Genomic DNA, 16,736 nt, shown 5'->3' on the forward strand with positions numbered 1-16,736 from the left:
TTACAGTATGCGCTCCTCACAGACCAAATCCACATAAAGAAAAGCCCGGCGGGGCTTATTTATCCATTCATAAAAAAAGCACCGAAGATTTCTCCCCGGTGCTCTTTTTGCACTATACTGTTGTACCAAAATCAGCTTCTCAGCACTGTGGCCCCGTATAGGTAGGATTCTGGCACATATTTGGGTTTACGTCAATTTCGCGACGCGGTATCGGCAGCACCAGCTTGGGATCATCATATGGCCTTGCACCGACGTTTCTCTGTGTGCGCTTGATGTCGTGGAGCAGGTTGCCTTCAAACATCAGTTCGAGTTTGCGCTCAAGAAGAATCGCATCCAGATCCAGATCTGCCGGAGCCAGAGGTGCCAGATTTACGCGATCGCGGATCAGGTTGATGTCGTCCAGCGGCTCATCGCCTACGGCTTCACCAAGACGGAAGTTACCCTCCGCACGGGTCAGATACATCTCAGCAAGCCTGATGATATTTACATTATCATCCACGGCCCTGTTCCACTTGCCTGATCGAATGGTAACGCCATCGTCAGGATCGATGTAGAAAAGGTTAAGCCTGTCGTCTGCCGCCTCATACTCATCCAGATGCTGCTGGTTCACCGCAATGTCTCCGCGGCTGGCTGAGCTGTAAAAGGTAAAGAGACTGTTCACGCCATCCTGTGCACTGTTCTGCATGGCAAAGATATCTTCGGATGTATTTTCCGGCTGGTTGAACACGTCCGCAAAAGTCGGCCGCAGTGAGTACAGGCCGGAACCAATCACCCGGTCGGCTTCATCGCGTGCAGGACCGTATTCACCCCTCTGCAGATGAACCCGTGAAAGCACCGCACTTGCAACCATGGAGTTTACGTAGAAGCTTCGCTCAGGGTTTACGTCATCCAGAAGGTTTTTCGCATCCGTCAGGTCCGCAATGATCTGATTGTAAACCTCATCAACGGTCGACCTGGATACGTTGGCCTCTTCACCGATCTCGGTCGTTGGTTCCAGGACCAGCGGCACACCGGCCTGGCCGTTCGCCTGACCCGCCTCGTAGGGGTCTGCATAGAGCCGAACCAGTTCGAAGTAAACCATTGCACGGATCAGCTTGGCTTCACCCTCAACGCGATCACGCTCTGCGCCTTCCAGCAGATCAAGTGCGGAAAGCACGTTGTTTGTGATATTGATGGCATCGTAGGAAGCATTCCATGTTGCCGTCAGCTGTCCGTTATCATAGAGCTGATTTTTGGACCATATCTCACGAGGAGCAAAGAAAGTTCCCGTAAAGTCGAACTCACCTGCAGCTGCAAGAAAATCGGCCGTCATCATGTACCAGCCTCCGTAGAGGTCATCATCACCTATAGCGTCATAGGCTCCCACCAATACGGATTTTACGTTGGTTGCGTTTGTCAGCGCCTGTTCGGAAGCAATGGACTGGTTAGGGTCCACATCCAGCAGGCTGTCACAACCCTGAAAAAAGAGCAGGGCTGTTGCAAGTACAAATAATATTGATTTGATGTTCTTCATAGTCATAGACCTTAAAAATGTTTTAAAGGATATCCGTTAAAATCCGATGTTGACACCGAAAGAAATGGTTCTGGCCTGCGGTGCAGAGTAGAAATCATTTCCGATGTTCAGGTTATCCGACTGATCGTACAGGTCAGTGTTAACCTCCGGATCCCATCCTTCATAATCGGTGAAGGTCAGCAGATTCAGTCCGGTTACGTAGAAACGCACCCGTCTCAGATTCATCCGATTCAGTACGCTCTGAGGCAGGGTATAACCCAGAACTACATTTTTGAGCCTCAGGTAAGAACCGTCGGAAATGTATCGTGATGACGGATTTGAACCGTTTGATCCAAAGAGCCTTGCTTCGGGCACATCCGTGATATCACCCGGATTTTGCCATCTGTTCAGCTGATCGACGGTCTGATTATCAAAGAAATCACCGTTGGCCGACTGATAGCGTCCGCCACCGTTGTAGATATCATTCCCGTAAACGAACTGTAACAGCACATTGAGGTCAAAGTTTCTGAAGTTGAACCGGTTGCCAAGTCCACCGATAAAGTCAGGATTCGGATCACCGATTACCACATCATTTGCATCCCCATAGGAGTTCGTGGTGCCGGCGCTGTAGTCTTTTCCGTCGGGTGAGTGCAGATAGTAGAGAGCATCACCGTTATCAGGATCCACACCTGCATACTCTTTGCCGAACATGACGGCAATCGGCTGTCCTTCAACGGCGCGGTTCAGGAAACCTCCTTCAATAATTTGTCCATCAAGATCTGTAATCTTATTCTCGTTGAACGCAATGTTGAAGCTGGTTGTCCACTGGAATTCACCCACCAGGTTGTGCGTGTTCAGAACGAACTCAAAACCGTTATTTTCAAGCTCACCCACGTTTCGCAGCTGGCTTGTGAAACCGGTCGTTGCCGGCACATTCACGTTCAGGAGAAGGTCGTCGGTTTTCTTAATGTAGTAATCGATCTCACCGCTTACCCGGTCGCCAAGCATCTCGTAATCCAGGCCGAAGTTATACTGGGTGGTACGCTCCCATTGAAGGTCCGGATTTGGCGTCTGGCTTGGTACCAGACCAGATGTACCGGCATATCCTGACCCGGCGTAAAGGCCAAGTGACGGGAAGTTACCGATGTTGGCGTTTCCTGTAATACCGTAGCTTGCACGCAATTTCAGGAATGTCAGAAAACCGATGTCATTCAGAAAATCCTCCCTGGTCAGAATCCAGCCGGCTGAAAAAGCCGGGAAGAAACCATAACGGGAATTTTCACCAAACCGCGACGAACCGTCAACCCTTGCACTTGCCGAGAAGAGATATCTGTCTTTAAAGGTATAGTTACCTCTTGAGAAGTACGACAGGAAACGGAAGGTTGTCAGTGAAGATGAACCGCCCGTAATTTCAGCGGCACTTGCCAGTTTTCGGAAACTGTCGGTAGGGAAGTTGGTTCCGGATACGAACGTCAGATACCGGTCGGAGTTCTGGTAGCTCATACCCGCAACAGCCGTCAGGTCGTGATTTTCACCAAACTGTGCATTCCATGTGAGATAGTTATTGGTTGTGTAGTTCACGATGTTAACAATTCGTGAATCACCGTAACCGCTCGTATTTTCACCCACGTTTGTATTGCTGTCTGCGAAATAGTCCTCATTCTGGAAAAGAAGGTCCAGCCCCAGATCACTTCTGAACTGGAGGTTAGGCAGAATGTTATATTCGGCATAGAGGTTACCCACATTTCGAAATACGGTCTGGTTGTTGTCAACTCCCACCACATGGCGAACGAAGTTATAGTAGAGCGTATTCTCATTGGGAACATCCGTGAAGCCAATCAGGGCGCCGCCGCTGCCGAACTCAGGAGTATACACCGGAGATATCGGTGGCTGAGCAATCGCCTGCAGGGGAGTAGAAAAGGCATTGTCGTTAGAAACCCGAATATTTTCAGTTCTTGTTACACCCAGGTTCATTCCCACATTCAGTTTTTCGGAAGCAGTATGATCCAGGTTGATACGTGCATTGAGTCTGTTAAACTCGTCGCCGCGCACAATTCCTATCTGGTCACTAATACCACCTGAAATAAAGAAGCGGGTATCTTCCGTACCGCCGCTCACCTGAACACTCAGGTCTGTATTGCTGGCATCCTGAAACGATTCATCCTGCCAGTCTATGTCGACTTCACGGTTTTGCCAGTCGGTTCCCTGTGCAAAAAAGTCGAACCAAACCGGTTCCAGATAGCCCGGACCCGACAGGTCACCAAAAGGAGATCTTTCTGCAGCTTCAGTAAAGAGTTCGATATACTCATCCGCATTCAGGAATTCCACCCTGTTTGTGGGAGAACTGACGCCACGTTCAAAAGAGACATTAACCTGCGTTCTGCCGGCCTGGCCACGTTTTGTAGTCACCAGAACCACTCCGTTTGCGGCCCGTGAGCCGTAAATTGCGGCAGCAGCTGCATCTTTAAGAATCTCAATGGAGGCAATATCATCCACGTTCAGGTCACTGAGCGGGTTGGTATCGGCTGTTGTGGACTGGCTTTCCGAGGTTACCGGAATACCATCAATAACATACAGCGGCTGGCTGCTTGCCGACACGGATGATGTACCCCTGACACGTATATTGATTGCCTGTCCCAGCTTACCGTTGCCTTTCTGAATAAACACACCGGGCGCCTGTCCCTGAATGGCAGACTCAAAGCTGTTTACCGGAACTTCCTCAATCTCTCGTGCAGAGATGCTGCTGATGTTACCGGTCATTTGCTCCCTGACGATGGAACCATACCCTGTAACTACCACTTCCGACAGACTTTGCTGATCCATAGAAAGTGTCAGGTTCAGATTCAGGTCCCCGTCAACGTTTAATGTTCTGTTCAGCTGAACATATCCTACGTAGCTGACTCTTAGCGTATATGTTCCTGAGGGAACATCTTCAAACTCAAAATACCCGTCAACATCCGTAGCGGTTCCGAAATTGGTATCGACCAGCAGTACTGTCGCTCCGGGAAGCGGAGTATTCGTACTTTGGTCATACACGGTACCTTCAACGGTGTACTGGGCCTGGGCAACCTGACTGAACGCAAGAACAACAGCCAGAGCACCCAATGCAGAAAGTAACTTTTTTAACATAATCACCTCTTATTGGTTAATGAAATGGACATAGAAAAGACATCATAATGTTACGATATTGTTATGAAGTCTATTGAATACTACGCCGACAATCACTCAAAGTCAATTATTGAGATAAGCTGAACCGGGTTTTAATTGCGAGGGGATTCCTAAAAAGCGCTTTTTAATAATCATAAATTACAATTACTTACAACGAGGAAAGGTTTTACATTTCAGTCTTCACGGATCTAAAAGCGCTTTCCTTGATCAGGAATTATCTCATTCCCGGGATGAGTACGAGTTTCGGCCCTCGTATTGATCACATTCTGAGAAGCCTTTTTCTTAGCAGCGCAAGTCCCGGATTGCCCGGAGCTCCCAGGTGGCTGTACTGTTCTAAGCGAATATCCCGGGGTACTGCATCCTCATGTTTGAGCTCAGCGGCAACCCTGCGGTAGGCTTCCCTGAAAGACAGTCCCTCGTCGCGCACCATGGCATTGGCTTTCTCAGCTGCAAATATTTCGTATGAGCAGGCCTTTCTACATGCTTCCCTGTCGGGCCTTACAGAACGAATCAACAGTTTTGCAGCTTCAAGCAACTCTGAGGTTTTATCTATTGCTTTCAGCACCGGTTCTTTTGTGAGTTGCAAATCGCGGTGATAACCGCTGATAAGATTGGCGGAAACCGTTTGCAGCGTTGATGCGCAGCCAACCACAACAGAATGCCCGCCCCTGATCAGCTCTGCAACGTCCGGATTTTTCTTCTGAGGCATGATTGACGAGCCGGTGCAAACACTAACGTCCAGATCAAAAAAGCCGTAGGCCTCGCTCGAATACTGGATTATATCGGATGCGAGCCTGTTAAGCACGGATGTGATTCCTGCCAGAAACTGAACAAGCTGAAGCTCCACCCACCCCCTCGAAAGCTGTGCCGTGGTGGCGCAAATCAGCGGCCCTTCAAAACCCAGAAGTTCCGATTCGTAAACCCGGTCAATATCAAATGTTGTTCCAAATCCCGCTGCGGTGCCCAGGGGAGACCTGTTAATCAGTTTCTGTATGCCGGCTGCCGATTCGGCCTGCATTATAAGCATTTCAGCAAAACCTCCGGCCCAAAGCCCGATTGTGCTTAACATTGCCTTTCGGGTGTGGGTATATCCGGGCAAAAGAACCTCCCTGTTTTCTTCAGCAAGGCCAAGCAATTCATCTGCACAGCCTTTAACCATTTCCAGTATGTCTCCCAACGTCTCTTTTTCATAGAGCCTCATGGCGGTGAGCACCTGGTCGTTTCTGGATCGCCCTGCATGGATCTTACGCCCCAGCTCCCCCAGCTGTTCGGACAGATGATTTTCGATGGCGGTATGCATATCCTCATCCTCAATCCGGATGACAAATTCACCCTTTTCCCAGATGTTAAGTATCCTGTTTAGTGCTTTTTCCAGTCGCTTATTTTCATCTGCGGTGATGACTTTTGCTTTCAGCAGTGCTTTTGCGTGGGCAACAGATCCCTTAACATCGCAGGGAACCAGTCTTTGATCCAATTCATAATCATTGCCAACAGTAAAAGCCTCCACTTTTTTTGCTGCATCCGAATCAGTGTCCGTGGTTTTTTTTTGCCAAAGCTTTGACATGGATTGTCCGGTTATATGGTTTTAGGTTCAAGGTTAGAGGTTAAAAGTTCAAGACAATCAAAGAAACAGGTCTCTGGCCTGCATGCCGTTCCGGTTCCCGGTAGTGATGAACATCCTCCTCTTATCATATTGTGCAGCCCACAGAACTTATCACCGAAAATTCAAAATCATACAGAAACTAATTCGCCATCGACGGATCCAATCCATCCTGACCCTTCACGTATTTGCCAAACCACTGCAGATATCGTTCATACCGGTCTTTCTGAAACGCCGGCCGCCTTATGCCGTGATGCTCACCGGGATAAACTACAAGAAGCGTTTCCCTGCCCAGCCGTTTCATGGCCTGATACATCTGTTCCGAACCCAGAATCGGTACATTCCAGTCTTCGGCTCCTCCAATCCATAGCGTAGGCGTTGTGATATTTGCGACATCATTGAATGGTGAAATGCGTTCCCACTTTTCGGGTGTTTCCCATGGAAGCCCAAGCTCCATCTCCCAGTGAAGCTGATAGTGATCATGGCCGTAATTGGACCGGTACAGCGTTTCGCTGGCACCGGAAATGGCTCCCTCAAAACGATCTGTTTTGGTTATCACATAGTTGGTAAGGATACCTCCGTACGACCATCCCCCAACGCCCAGACGTTCAGGATCCGCAATTCCGCGTTCAACAGCATAATCAACGGCTGCCATCACGTCTTCATAATCCTTGTTTCCCCAATCCGCAAAAAGCACTTCAGAGAATGCCTGTCCATATCCGGATGATCCGCGCGGATTTACCATCAGTACCGCATAGCCGTTGGATGCAAAGAGATGGGGTTCAAATCTGAAACTATGCTCGAACTGTGCTACGGGACCGCCATGAATCCAAAGCAGTGTCGGCACACGGCTGCCCTCGCGGTATTCAACCGGTTTGACCAGGAATCCATGAATTTCCGTGCCGTCTGCGCTATTGAACGTGATCTCTTCCACGTCGGGCATTTTAAGTCCGGAAAAAAGCTCTTCGTTGGCTGACGTAAGCCGGTTCAGTTCTCCGTTTTCGTATGTATAAATATCTTCCGGGCTGCTGAAGTGCGCAATCGTGAGGGCAGTTACAGGTCCTTGCTGGTCAAAAGCTCCCACACTCAGGTCCCCCTGCACCTCGCGGCGAAGATCACTTCCGTTTACGCTAACCGAAGCGAGCTGGCTCTCCCCTGCGTCCTCAAGAACAAACCGGATTCTTGAGCCATCTTCCATAAACTCCGGGCTGCTGATATTTCTGTCGATATATTCAGTAAGTACACGCTCCCCGCCTGATCCGTCAGCAGATGCAATCGCAAGATGGTTGGTGGCATACCAGATCTTGTCGGGTTCGATACTGCTTACATACGCAATCCGGTCTCCTGAGGGGCTCCAGGACGGTGAGTGATCACTGCCCGGATTTTTTGAAACCTGAACCAGCCCGCCATCTTTTTCACCCGTTCCGGCATCAACCACCCAGATATCCGTATTGAAATTTCCATCCGGATTTTCGGTTCTGTTGCTTGAAAATAAAATCCGTGTACCGTCGGGACTCCATTTTGGAGATGAGTGGTCATAATCGCCGTAGGTAAGCTGAACCGCCGAAGTATCGCCGGGAGTAAACGCATATATATGAGTTCTGCGACGGTCGAGATATCCGGTGTAATCTCTCTTGAATTGCCGGCGGTCAATTACATATGGTTCCGGGTCGCCCGACTCGTTTTCATCCTTATCCTTTATTAAGAGAAGCAGCCGGCTTCCGTCAGGGCTCCATTGGTACCCTGACACTCCCTGTTCAATATCCGTCAGCTGCTGTGCCTCTCCTCCGCGCCGGTCCAGCACCCAGACCTGGGTTTTTTCTTCCTCACCCCGCGAAGCGGTAAATGAAAGATATGATCCGCCGGGACTCCATTGGGGATCGCCGGCCGAATACCCTTTTGCTGTCATTGGCAGCGGCTCTCCGCCATCTACCGATACCATCCAGATTCTCGTTTCCGTTTCATCCTTCTCAAAGTCGGTGGTTCTCATTGTATAGGCAATCCACTCTCCATCCGGACTAATTACAGGATTTCCAACATCTTTCAATTGAAAATAGTTATCGATCGAAAGAAGTTTTTGCGAGCCACTTTGAGCAGATACCTGCGGTAAAAAGAGAAAAAAGCTAACGAAAAACAGGACTGCTGCACGGGCTTTCAGCGGCATATTCATGGTGCTTGAGTTTTAGGTTACAGGGCAAAATCAAACATTACGCAATGGAATCGAGAAGCCAAAGAAATATTGTAAAATGCGCTGCAATGATACGGTAATTCATACACTGCATGGCATACTTTCAAGATCTACCCTGGTTGCTCAAAGGTGATTTTTACCTGCCCTGTGTCTAAACTTCTGCTGTTTTCATAGAATCCTGCTTCTGAACATCCTTCTTCAGCTGATAGGCTGTTTTCTGGGGTAGATTCCAAAGTTCAATAAATCCTGCAGACGCATTCTGATTGAACGCTGCTGATTTATTAAAGGTAGCAAGGTTCTCATCAAACAGAGAGTAGGGTGATGTAAGAGCCACCACACCACAGTTGCCTTTATAGAGTTTCAGCGTCACTTCACCTGTCACCTTTTTATTCTGTTCGTTGATGAATGCGCGTATGTTGTCCATCACCGGCTCAAAGTATTTTGCGCCATATGTAAGGTAAGCCCATTTCTGGTCCATGAATCCTTTCAGCTCGTTCTCTTCGCGGGTTGAAACCAGCTGCTCCAGGTTTTTATGGGCCTGAATCAGTATTGTGGCGGCAGGGTTTTCGTAGACGCCCCGCACCTTCAGTCCAACCACACGGTCTTCGATGAGGTGAAAAACGCCAACGGCATGTTTCCCTCCGATTTCATTCAGCAGCAGAATCAGGTCTTTTCTGCTGTATTCAGCGCCGTTGAGGGAGACCGGTACGCCCTGATCGAATCCGATTTTTACCAGTTCGGACTCATCGGGTGCCTGTTCGGGAGTATTGGCCCATTTCAGAATATTCTCAAGGGGCGGAATTAGCTCCGGATTTTCAATTTCTCCACCTTCACCGGTATTGGCCCACATGTTCTCATCGTATGAGTAGGGGCTTTTCTGGGTTTGGGAAACGGGGATTCCGTTCTTAATTGCGTATTCGATTTGCTCGTCCCGTCCCATGCTCCACTCTCTGACAGGAGCAATGATCTTCAGATTCGGATTGAGCGTGGTAATATAGCCCTCAAACCGCACCTGGTCATTACCTTTTCCGGTGCAGCCATGGGCTATCACCTCACAATCATATTCCCCTGCAAACCGGACGGCCAGCTGCGAGATCATCACCCGTCCCAATGGACAGCCCAGTGCATATCCGCCCTGGTAGTCTGCATTTGCTTTGACGGCTTCGGTGCAGAGTTCTGCAAACTCCTGCTTTGCGTCATATACAATGGCATCCTTAGCGCCGAGATTGATCGCTTTCTGTTTGATGGCTTCAAGATCATCAGCTGTCTGGCCGATGTTGACGGTCAGTGCAATCACATCGCATTCGTACTCTTCCCGGATCCATTTCAGCATCATGCTTGTGTCCAGTCCGCCCGAGTAGAGCAGCAGACAGGTGCTGAATGTTCCTTTTTCCGCTTCGTGTGAGGCTACTTTTTTGTATGTGGTTAGATTTTTCATGGTTTTGGACTCACCCCCTGCCTGCAGGCAGGTCTGTTCCCCTTCCGCCAGCTGGCGGATAGAGAGGGAGGACTTCATTGCAAAGCCGGAGGTTGGTTTATGGTTTTGGATTATTTTGGAATTTGGTTGTAGAAAATCCCCTCTGGAGAGGGGATAGATTGCGGAGCGTTCAGCGGAGCAATCAGGGGTGTGTTCGCGGTTGGCTCAAAGCCCGGCGCTTGACACACCCCTCGCTAACCGAATCGCGCTTTGCGCTTTCGTTTTAGCTTTCCCCTCTCAAGAGGGGGATTTCAAATGCTCCTTTTGTTTCAATTTCCTTGGTCTCCCCCGCCAGAATCGTTGCGAAAACTCCTTTCGAGACTATCATCCGGTTCTGGGCCTGGCTGTACACCCACGAATTGGGATGGTCGATCACCTCGTCCGTCACTTCCACCCCCCGGTGTGCGGGAAGGCAGTGCATGAATCCCGTACTGCTTTTTGCTTTAGAAAAAAGCGCCCCGTTCACCTGATAAGGCTGGAAGTGCTTTATCTTTTCGTCGAACAAGTGCTCTTCACCCATCGAAATAAACGTGTCTGTGTAGATCACATCCGATTCAAAGACTGCTTCAACGGGATCAGCCGTCTGCAAAAACGTACCCCCGTGTTCTGCAGCAAGAAACGAGAAGTATTCCAGCTGGCCTTCATTCCATGAATATTCGGGCGGGCCTGCAAATTTGAGCGTATGACCGAACTTCAATCCGATTTCGATAAGCGAGAACGCCACATTGTTGGCATCACCCACATAGCTTATGACCAGACTTTGCTCTTTACCGTATTTCTGTTGAAGGGTGTAAAGGTCAGCCAGCGCCTGCATAGGATGATGCTGGTCGCAAAGTGCATTTACGACGGGTATCGTCCCGTATCCTGCAAGTTTTTTCAGTGTGGCATGGTTATAGACCCGTGCAAAAATAGCATCGCACCACTGAGAGACATTCATCATGGCATCTTTCAGTGATTCCCGGCTTGTAAACGGCACGGCCATGCTGCTTGAAAAAATGAGATCCGGGTTGATTTCAATCACCCGCCCACCCAGATGATTTATGGCTGCTTCGGTACCGACTCTTGTTCTGAGGGACGGCTTTTCGAAGACGAATGCAATATTTTTTCCTTGCATTACGGGCTCAGGGCTTTGGTGCAATTTATCACTCAGGTCGAGTATGTTTTGTATCTGACCCGGTTCAAGGTCGCCTATGGTTAACAAATGGTTCATTGTTTTATATCTGTTCTGTTCTAAGTATAAAAGTTGGGAAAAGGGATCGGATAACGGGATTCAGGAGAGCCGGACCGTCAGATTTGTTAAAAAAGACAGCACAAAAAAAGCCCACTCAGTTTTAAATTGAGTGGGCTTGTGATAAATCCCGGTAGTTTACACTACACACACTGTATCACACGCCCCAGGGGCGGCGACGGCGAAGAGAAAGAGTCGGTGTGTGTGTATTTAATTTCATGGCTTGTAAATTGCACCTTTGAAAAAAAAGATCCAAATCTTTTTTTAGCGCTTTTTGAGCCGCCATTTTTTGTATTTTTTGAAGATGAAAAGTGTCGTAACTCCCCATTTTCCCCGCATCGTCTTCGAGAAGAATGAAAAACTTCTCTACAACCCTGTCCTCAAGAAACGATTTGTCAACCGTCCCGAGGAGCGCGTGCGCCTGCGCTGGGTTGAATATATTCTCAACCAGACTGATCATCTTAAATCGCGTATAGGCTTTGAACTTCCTGTTGCGCTCCCGCAAAAAGAGAATCAGCTTCGCGCCGATCTTATTCTGTATACTCGTGACATGAAACCTCTGGCCCTGATTGAGTGCAAGGCTCCCTCTGTACGCCTGTCGCAGTCGGTGGCTGAACAGGCAGCCCGTTACAATACGGCCGTCGGAGCGCCCTATATCTGCCTGACCAACGGCATTACCGACTTTTGGTTCAAAACAGACAGTGAAAAGCAGCATTCATCCGAATCGCCTCTGAACGAAATCGCATCACCAGACGAATTGAACATTCTGCGCGACAGTGCATGGTGGGCATCCCGTGGTTTTCTGTCCGATGAATCCGCCACACCGCTTAACAAGCGTTTGGTTGAGATTATGAATTATGCCATGTCCCTGGATGAAGAGCTAGATATTCGATATCTCAATTTTAAAGATTCACCCCTGCCCTACGGTTTGAATCACTACTTTGCCCTTTTAAGAATGGACGCCGAATACAAGCTGGCCATTACAATCATGGGGAAAGAGGGAGAAGACCCCATTCTTGCAGCGATACTGAACCGCGCGGGGAAAAATGAGGGACTGCTGATCATCAACCTTACAAAATGTTCGATGCAAGAGGCTGACTCAGGCCATCTGCTTGTGGCAGGTGATGAGAGTGTTTTTCCGGCCCACAACAAGCTTCCGATATTTACACATCGCTTCAATCCCAGCATTGTTGATAACCTTCCGGCTTTTCTGATGCGGTTTTTTTGATAACCAGCGTCAGTTTCCCGAGGGGATCCCACACATTAACTATATTTCGCCGCCTTAAAAAATCAATCCCTCCACAGGTAAGCTCTTTTTCTATTTTACCGGCTTACATTCGCTGCGGATTTTACTATTATTGATGCTGATATTGAATGTTTTAACGATACCCAAAGAACCTTAAGTCAGAATCTGAATCTATGTCTGCAGCCACTCACCGTGAAAAATTACTCTCACTTTTTGACGACAACCAGGACGGCGTCATTTTTTTGAAAGGTGCCGATGTAATGTACAGGTACGGAACCGACTACGAATTTCCATTCCGGCAGGAGAGTAATTTTTGGTACCTCGCCGGAGTGAATGAGCCAGAATATCAAATGGTGCTTGATCTTAAAACCGGTGAATTTCATCTCTTCCACCCGAAGCGTGATGCTCAGTTTGCAGTATGGCATGGCCGCGTGAAGACTGAAGATCAGATTCGCGATCTCTACTCACCGGATCATCTTCACGAACTGAATGATCTTCTGAAAGTATTGAAGGCCCTGAAGCCTTCGCTGATTTACTGCCTGAATGAAGAACAAGCCGAATTTATTGAGGATGTGGACCACGGTTTTACCGTGGAAACCGAAACACTCCAGGATGCCATCACCTATTGCCGGTGCATTAAAACGGACGAAGAACTGGAGCTGATGAGGGAAGCAGCCCGCATCAACAATATTGCTCATCTGGAGGTAATGAAAGCCATCAAGCCGGGAATGTACGAATATGAGGCCAAAGCCATTTTCGACTATCACCAGTTAAAAAACGGATTGCTTCAGCCGGCCTACAATGGCATTCACGCAGGTGGAACCAACAGCGCCATTCTGCACTATGTGGAGAACAATCATCAGATACACGATGGTGAGCTCTACCTGATTGATGCAGGATATGAAAAAGAGGGCTACGCTTCGGATGTAACCCGCACCTATCCGGTAAACGGCACTTTTACGGGCGATCAAGCCGCTATTTACCAGGTTGTGCTTGATGCACTCAACAAAAGTATCGAACGGACCCGCCCCGGCGTGAAAATGGAAGACCTGCATATGGGCGCCTGCCGCATCATTTTACAGGGGCTGAAAGATGCAGGAGTGGTTAAAGGCGATCTGGATGAGATGATGGAAAAGAATATTTTCGCACTCTTCTTTCCCCACGGACTGGGTCACTTTCTGGGCCTCGACACGCACGACGTAGGCGGATATCCGAAGGGCGTTGAGCGCATCGACAGGCCCGGTATCCGATTCCTGCGTGTGCGCCGTGAACTCATGCCCGGCATGGTGATCACCATCGAACCCGGCATCTATTTTATTCCCGCTCTGCTTAAACCCGCACTTGAAAACAGCGAACAGTCAAAGTTTCTGAATGCAGAGCGAATTCAGAAACTATTCGGTTTCGGAGGCGTACGCATTGAAGATAACCTTGTGATTACCGAAGATGGAAACGAAAACCTGACGGACGTACCCAAAGAGATTAAGGAAATCGAAGCCATGATGAAATCCTAAAAACCACTGCCGGCTTATGCAATTTTTCCAGATATCCATCCAGCAAACCCCGAAAGAGCGCCGCATTCTGAATGCACTACTAGCTTTAGCTACGGGAGTACTTACGCTTTCTTACCCCAGCTTTCTCTATCTGATCGCGGGAGGTTACCTGGTGGCACTGGGACTTTTATTTATATGGCTGAAGACACCTGCACCCATCGCCGCCCTGCCCATTATAACCGGCGTCATCATCTTTCTGTTTCCGGAACTGATACCCATTACTATTGCAATCTTCCTGGGATTTTTTGGATTGATTCTCCTCCTCGCTTTTCAGTTTTCGATCATGGGCTTTCTGACGCTGATCATTGCCGTTCTGATTGCCATGAATCCGGATTCGGTAGCCTATTTTGTGGCGGCATTTCTGCTTCTATACGGACTGTCCGGCCTGATTCGGCTTTTTCGTGAAAAAAACGATGGCGGAGGATCCGGCCGGGTGGGACAACGAAGTCGATCACAGGGCAGAGACGATGATATAGAGGATGCAGAAATCATTGGGTGATCAGGATCAGTTTTACTATTTACAGCAACAGAATAGACCCGCTGCTGTAACTTCTATGAAAGGTTTCGAAGCATCTCCTCCGCCTCTTCGAGCAGCTTTTCGTCACCCTTCATTTGCGGTTCAAGGCTGAGAAGTTCGTTAAGCACCTCTTTTGCATCGTTACCGCGGTCTGTTTTCAGGTAGTGTTTGGCGAGGTCCATACGGAAGAGAATATTATCACTGTTAAGTGATATAGCCCGTTTCAGGAACGCCTCCGCCTTCTCATTGCTGGCATCGGGCAACCCTTCGCCAAAAAGGCCGGCAGCCGCTCTTCCAAGGCCGCTTACATTGGCAACATCAGAGTGCCATACCCCATAGAGGTGCCAGACGGGAGCAAACCGGGGCAGCTTGTCCGTTGCCTGCTGCAAATGATCTTTAATTTCATTCGATGTCTCAATTCTTTCACCCGTATCGAGAACCTCGGTCATCCGGCCTTTTGCAACCGCCATGGCATAGTGTGCATATCCGGATTCAGGATGATACCTCAGGGCTTTTTGTGCAGCTTCCAGGGATTTGTCATAATACTCTTTTTGGTCCGCTTCACCGGCCTGACGGTATCCCATCCTTGCATAGATCACCGCAGTATTCCAGAGTGCTTCAAGATTTTGAGGGTGCTCTTCCAGTATGTTCTGATAGAGTTGCAGACCCTCCTCCTCATTGCCTGTCCTGAATAGTTCACCCGCTTTTTCAAGAGAGGTGTTCAGCGGTCCCGATTGCTGTGAGCAGGCCCGGCCGATCGATATAGCACTAATAAGAACGGCGAGAAGTGTTATTCGAAATAAATACCGGGTAATCATTTAAACCTCAAAACGTTTTAGGGTTCAGGCATCAGTCATGAAATGTGACCGTATCCGGTTTCACACGGTTTTTGAATAACGGATGCCTGACTGGGACATGTCGCTGTGTATATAACCATCGAAAAGCATGGCAACGTTTCGTAAAAACAACCGGCCCCGATCCGTTACAAGTATTCTCTCCCCGGTTTGCAGAATGAGTCCGTCACGTGAAAGCTCTTCAAACGCATCCCTGTTCCCGTCCATAATCGACATCAAAACTTTGTCGGAACGGTTCAGATAATCATCATATATCAGTTCTCCCCTGCACATGATGTCCATGATCATCTCTTTACGGACTTTATCTTCCTCGCTGAGCCTGAGTACTTTTGCAACAGGCAGCAGGCCTTCATCAAGTGCCTTGTAGTAGCGCCCGAGATCTTTTTCATTCTGATAATAGAGAGCCTCCCCCTGTGAAATCCCCGACATTCCCAGCGCAATCATCTCCAGCTCGGCCTTGGTGCTGTAGCCCTGAAAATTTCTGTGCAGGGAACCCTCGTCCAGTGCACGGCTCAGTTCATCCGTTTCCAGCGCAAAGTGATCCATTCCTATAAATCTGTACCCCATTTCAGGGAGCGATTGAATGGCATGAACCAGCATATTGAGTTTTTCGTCTGCCGATGGAAACTCATTCTCATTCAGCAGTTTCTGCGCAGGCATAACGGATGGAATATGCGCATAACTGTACACCGCAAAACGATCGGGACTCAATGCAACCACATCATCAATGGTCTGGCTGAATGTATCCGCCGTCTGCCGCGGCAAACCATAAATCAGATCATAGTTTATACCTGTAACCCCTGCATCCCTCAGCCAGCCGGTAACCTCCGCAGTCTGCTCCAGGGGCTGTATCCGGTGAATTGCTTTTTGCACATCCTCATTCGTGTCCTGCACACCCAGTGATGCCCTGTTCATGCCAATCAGGGCCAGTGCATCAATATGATCCCGCGTACATCTTCGCGGATCAATCTCGACGCTGAATTCCGCCGTATCAGAAAGCTGGAAATAGCGCCTGATTATTCCCCCCAGTTTTTTAAGCTGATCCGGGTTCAGGAATGTGGGCGTACCACCGCCGAAGTGTATCTGTTCAACCACCGAATCGGGGTGAAGGGTCGCTGAAACGAGCAGGGCTTCCTTTTCAAGATAATCCAGATACACGTCGCCGCGGTCCTGGTCACGGGTAATGACCTTAGTGCAACCGCAATACCAGCAAAGGGAAAAGCAGAACGGAATATGAAAATAGAGCGACAGCTTCCTTTTTCGGGATACCCTTTCCAGCAGCAAGCCCTCAAATGAAGTACGGCTGAAACGATCCGTAAACTGAAGCGCCGTGGGATAGGATGTGTAGCGGGGCCCCGGCACATTGTACCTTGCAATCAGCGCCGCAAGAGAATTCTCTCTGGTATTCATACTATT

Annotated in this window: 11 protein-coding genes; 3 read left to right on the forward strand and 8 right to left on the reverse strand. The window is 48.9% G+C overall.

The features are described from left to right. Positions 1-139: 139 nt before the first annotated feature. The 6 genes from DDZ15_RS02885 to argF all read right to left on the reverse strand — a co-directional run bounded on the left by DDZ15_RS02885 (position 140) and on the right by argF (position 11,135). Positions 140-1,513, reverse strand: a complete 1,374-nt coding sequence (locus DDZ15_RS02885; protein WP_109644643.1) for a RagB/SusD family nutrient uptake outer membrane protein — start codon at positions 1,511-1,513, stop codon at positions 140-142. Positions 1,514-1,549: 36 nt separating this feature from the next. Next, positions 1,550-4,621: a SusC/RagA family TonB-linked outer membrane protein gene (locus DDZ15_RS02890; RefSeq protein WP_109644645.1), complete on the reverse strand. Its 3,072-nt coding sequence runs from the start codon at positions 4,619-4,621 to the stop codon at positions 1,550-1,552. 298 nt (positions 4,622-4,919) lie between these two features. Then, positions 4,920-6,224, reverse strand: coding sequence for an argininosuccinate lyase (argH, locus tag DDZ15_RS02895; RefSeq protein ID WP_109644647.1), 1,305 nt, complete (start codon positions 6,222-6,224; stop codon positions 4,920-4,922). Positions 6,225-6,402: 178 nt separating this feature from the next. Continuing rightward, positions 6,403-8,430 (reverse strand): S9 family peptidase, encoded by a 2,028-nt coding sequence (locus DDZ15_RS02900; RefSeq protein WP_199222859.1) that lies wholly within the window; start codon positions 8,428-8,430, stop codon positions 6,403-6,405. A 169-nt stretch (positions 8,431-8,599) separates the two neighbouring features. Next, a complete protein-coding gene (locus DDZ15_RS02905; protein ID WP_199222860.1) occupies positions 8,600-9,964 on the reverse strand; it encodes an argininosuccinate synthase in 1,365 nt (454 codons plus the stop codon). Positions 9,965-10,148: 184 nt separating this feature from the next. Continuing rightward, positions 10,149-11,135 carry an ornithine carbamoyltransferase gene (gene argF / locus DDZ15_RS02910; protein WP_109644649.1) on the reverse strand — a complete coding sequence of 329 codons (987 nt, stop codon included), beginning with the start codon at positions 11,133-11,135 and terminating at the stop codon, positions 10,149-10,151. A 322-nt stretch (positions 11,136-11,457) separates the two neighbouring features. Between argF and DDZ15_RS02915 the strand changes: the two genes are divergently transcribed. The 3 genes from DDZ15_RS02915 to DDZ15_RS02925 all read left to right on the forward strand — a co-directional run bounded on the left by DDZ15_RS02915 (position 11,458) and on the right by DDZ15_RS02925 (position 14,448). Further along, the gene (locus DDZ15_RS02915; RefSeq protein WP_146198497.1) at positions 11,458-12,381 is read left to right on the forward strand and encodes a type I restriction enzyme HsdR N-terminal domain-containing protein; all 924 of its coding nucleotides are present in this window, start codon (positions 11,458-11,460) and stop codon (positions 12,379-12,381) included. A 191-nt stretch (positions 12,382-12,572) separates the two neighbouring features. Then, positions 12,573-13,910, forward strand: coding sequence for an aminopeptidase P family protein (locus DDZ15_RS02920; protein WP_109644653.1), 1,338 nt, complete (start codon positions 12,573-12,575; stop codon positions 13,908-13,910). Positions 13,911-13,926: 16 nt separating this feature from the next. Beyond that, positions 13,927-14,448, forward strand: a complete 522-nt coding sequence (locus DDZ15_RS02925; protein WP_109644654.1) for a hypothetical protein — start codon at positions 13,927-13,929, stop codon at positions 14,446-14,448. A gap of 53 nt (positions 14,449-14,501) precedes the next feature. Here the strand turns inward: DDZ15_RS02925 and DDZ15_RS02930 are convergent, their stop codons facing one another. Both DDZ15_RS02930 and hemN read right to left on the reverse strand, forming a co-directional pair. Then, complete coding sequence (locus tag DDZ15_RS02930; RefSeq protein WP_109644656.1) at positions 14,502-15,284, reverse strand: tetratricopeptide repeat protein; 783 nt, start codon at positions 15,282-15,284, stop codon at positions 14,502-14,504. Between the two features lie 60 nt (positions 15,285-15,344). After that, on the reverse strand, positions 15,345-16,730 hold the full coding sequence (gene hemN, locus DDZ15_RS02935) for an oxygen-independent coproporphyrinogen III oxidase (RefSeq protein WP_109644658.1): 1,386 nt from the start codon (positions 16,728-16,730) through the stop codon (positions 15,345-15,347). Positions 16,731-16,736 lie beyond the last annotated feature (6 nt).

Source organism: Rhodohalobacter mucosus, assembly GCF_003150675.1.
Taxonomy (GTDB): domain Bacteria; phylum Bacteroidota; class Rhodothermia; order Balneolales; family Balneolaceae; genus Rhodohalobacter; species Rhodohalobacter mucosus.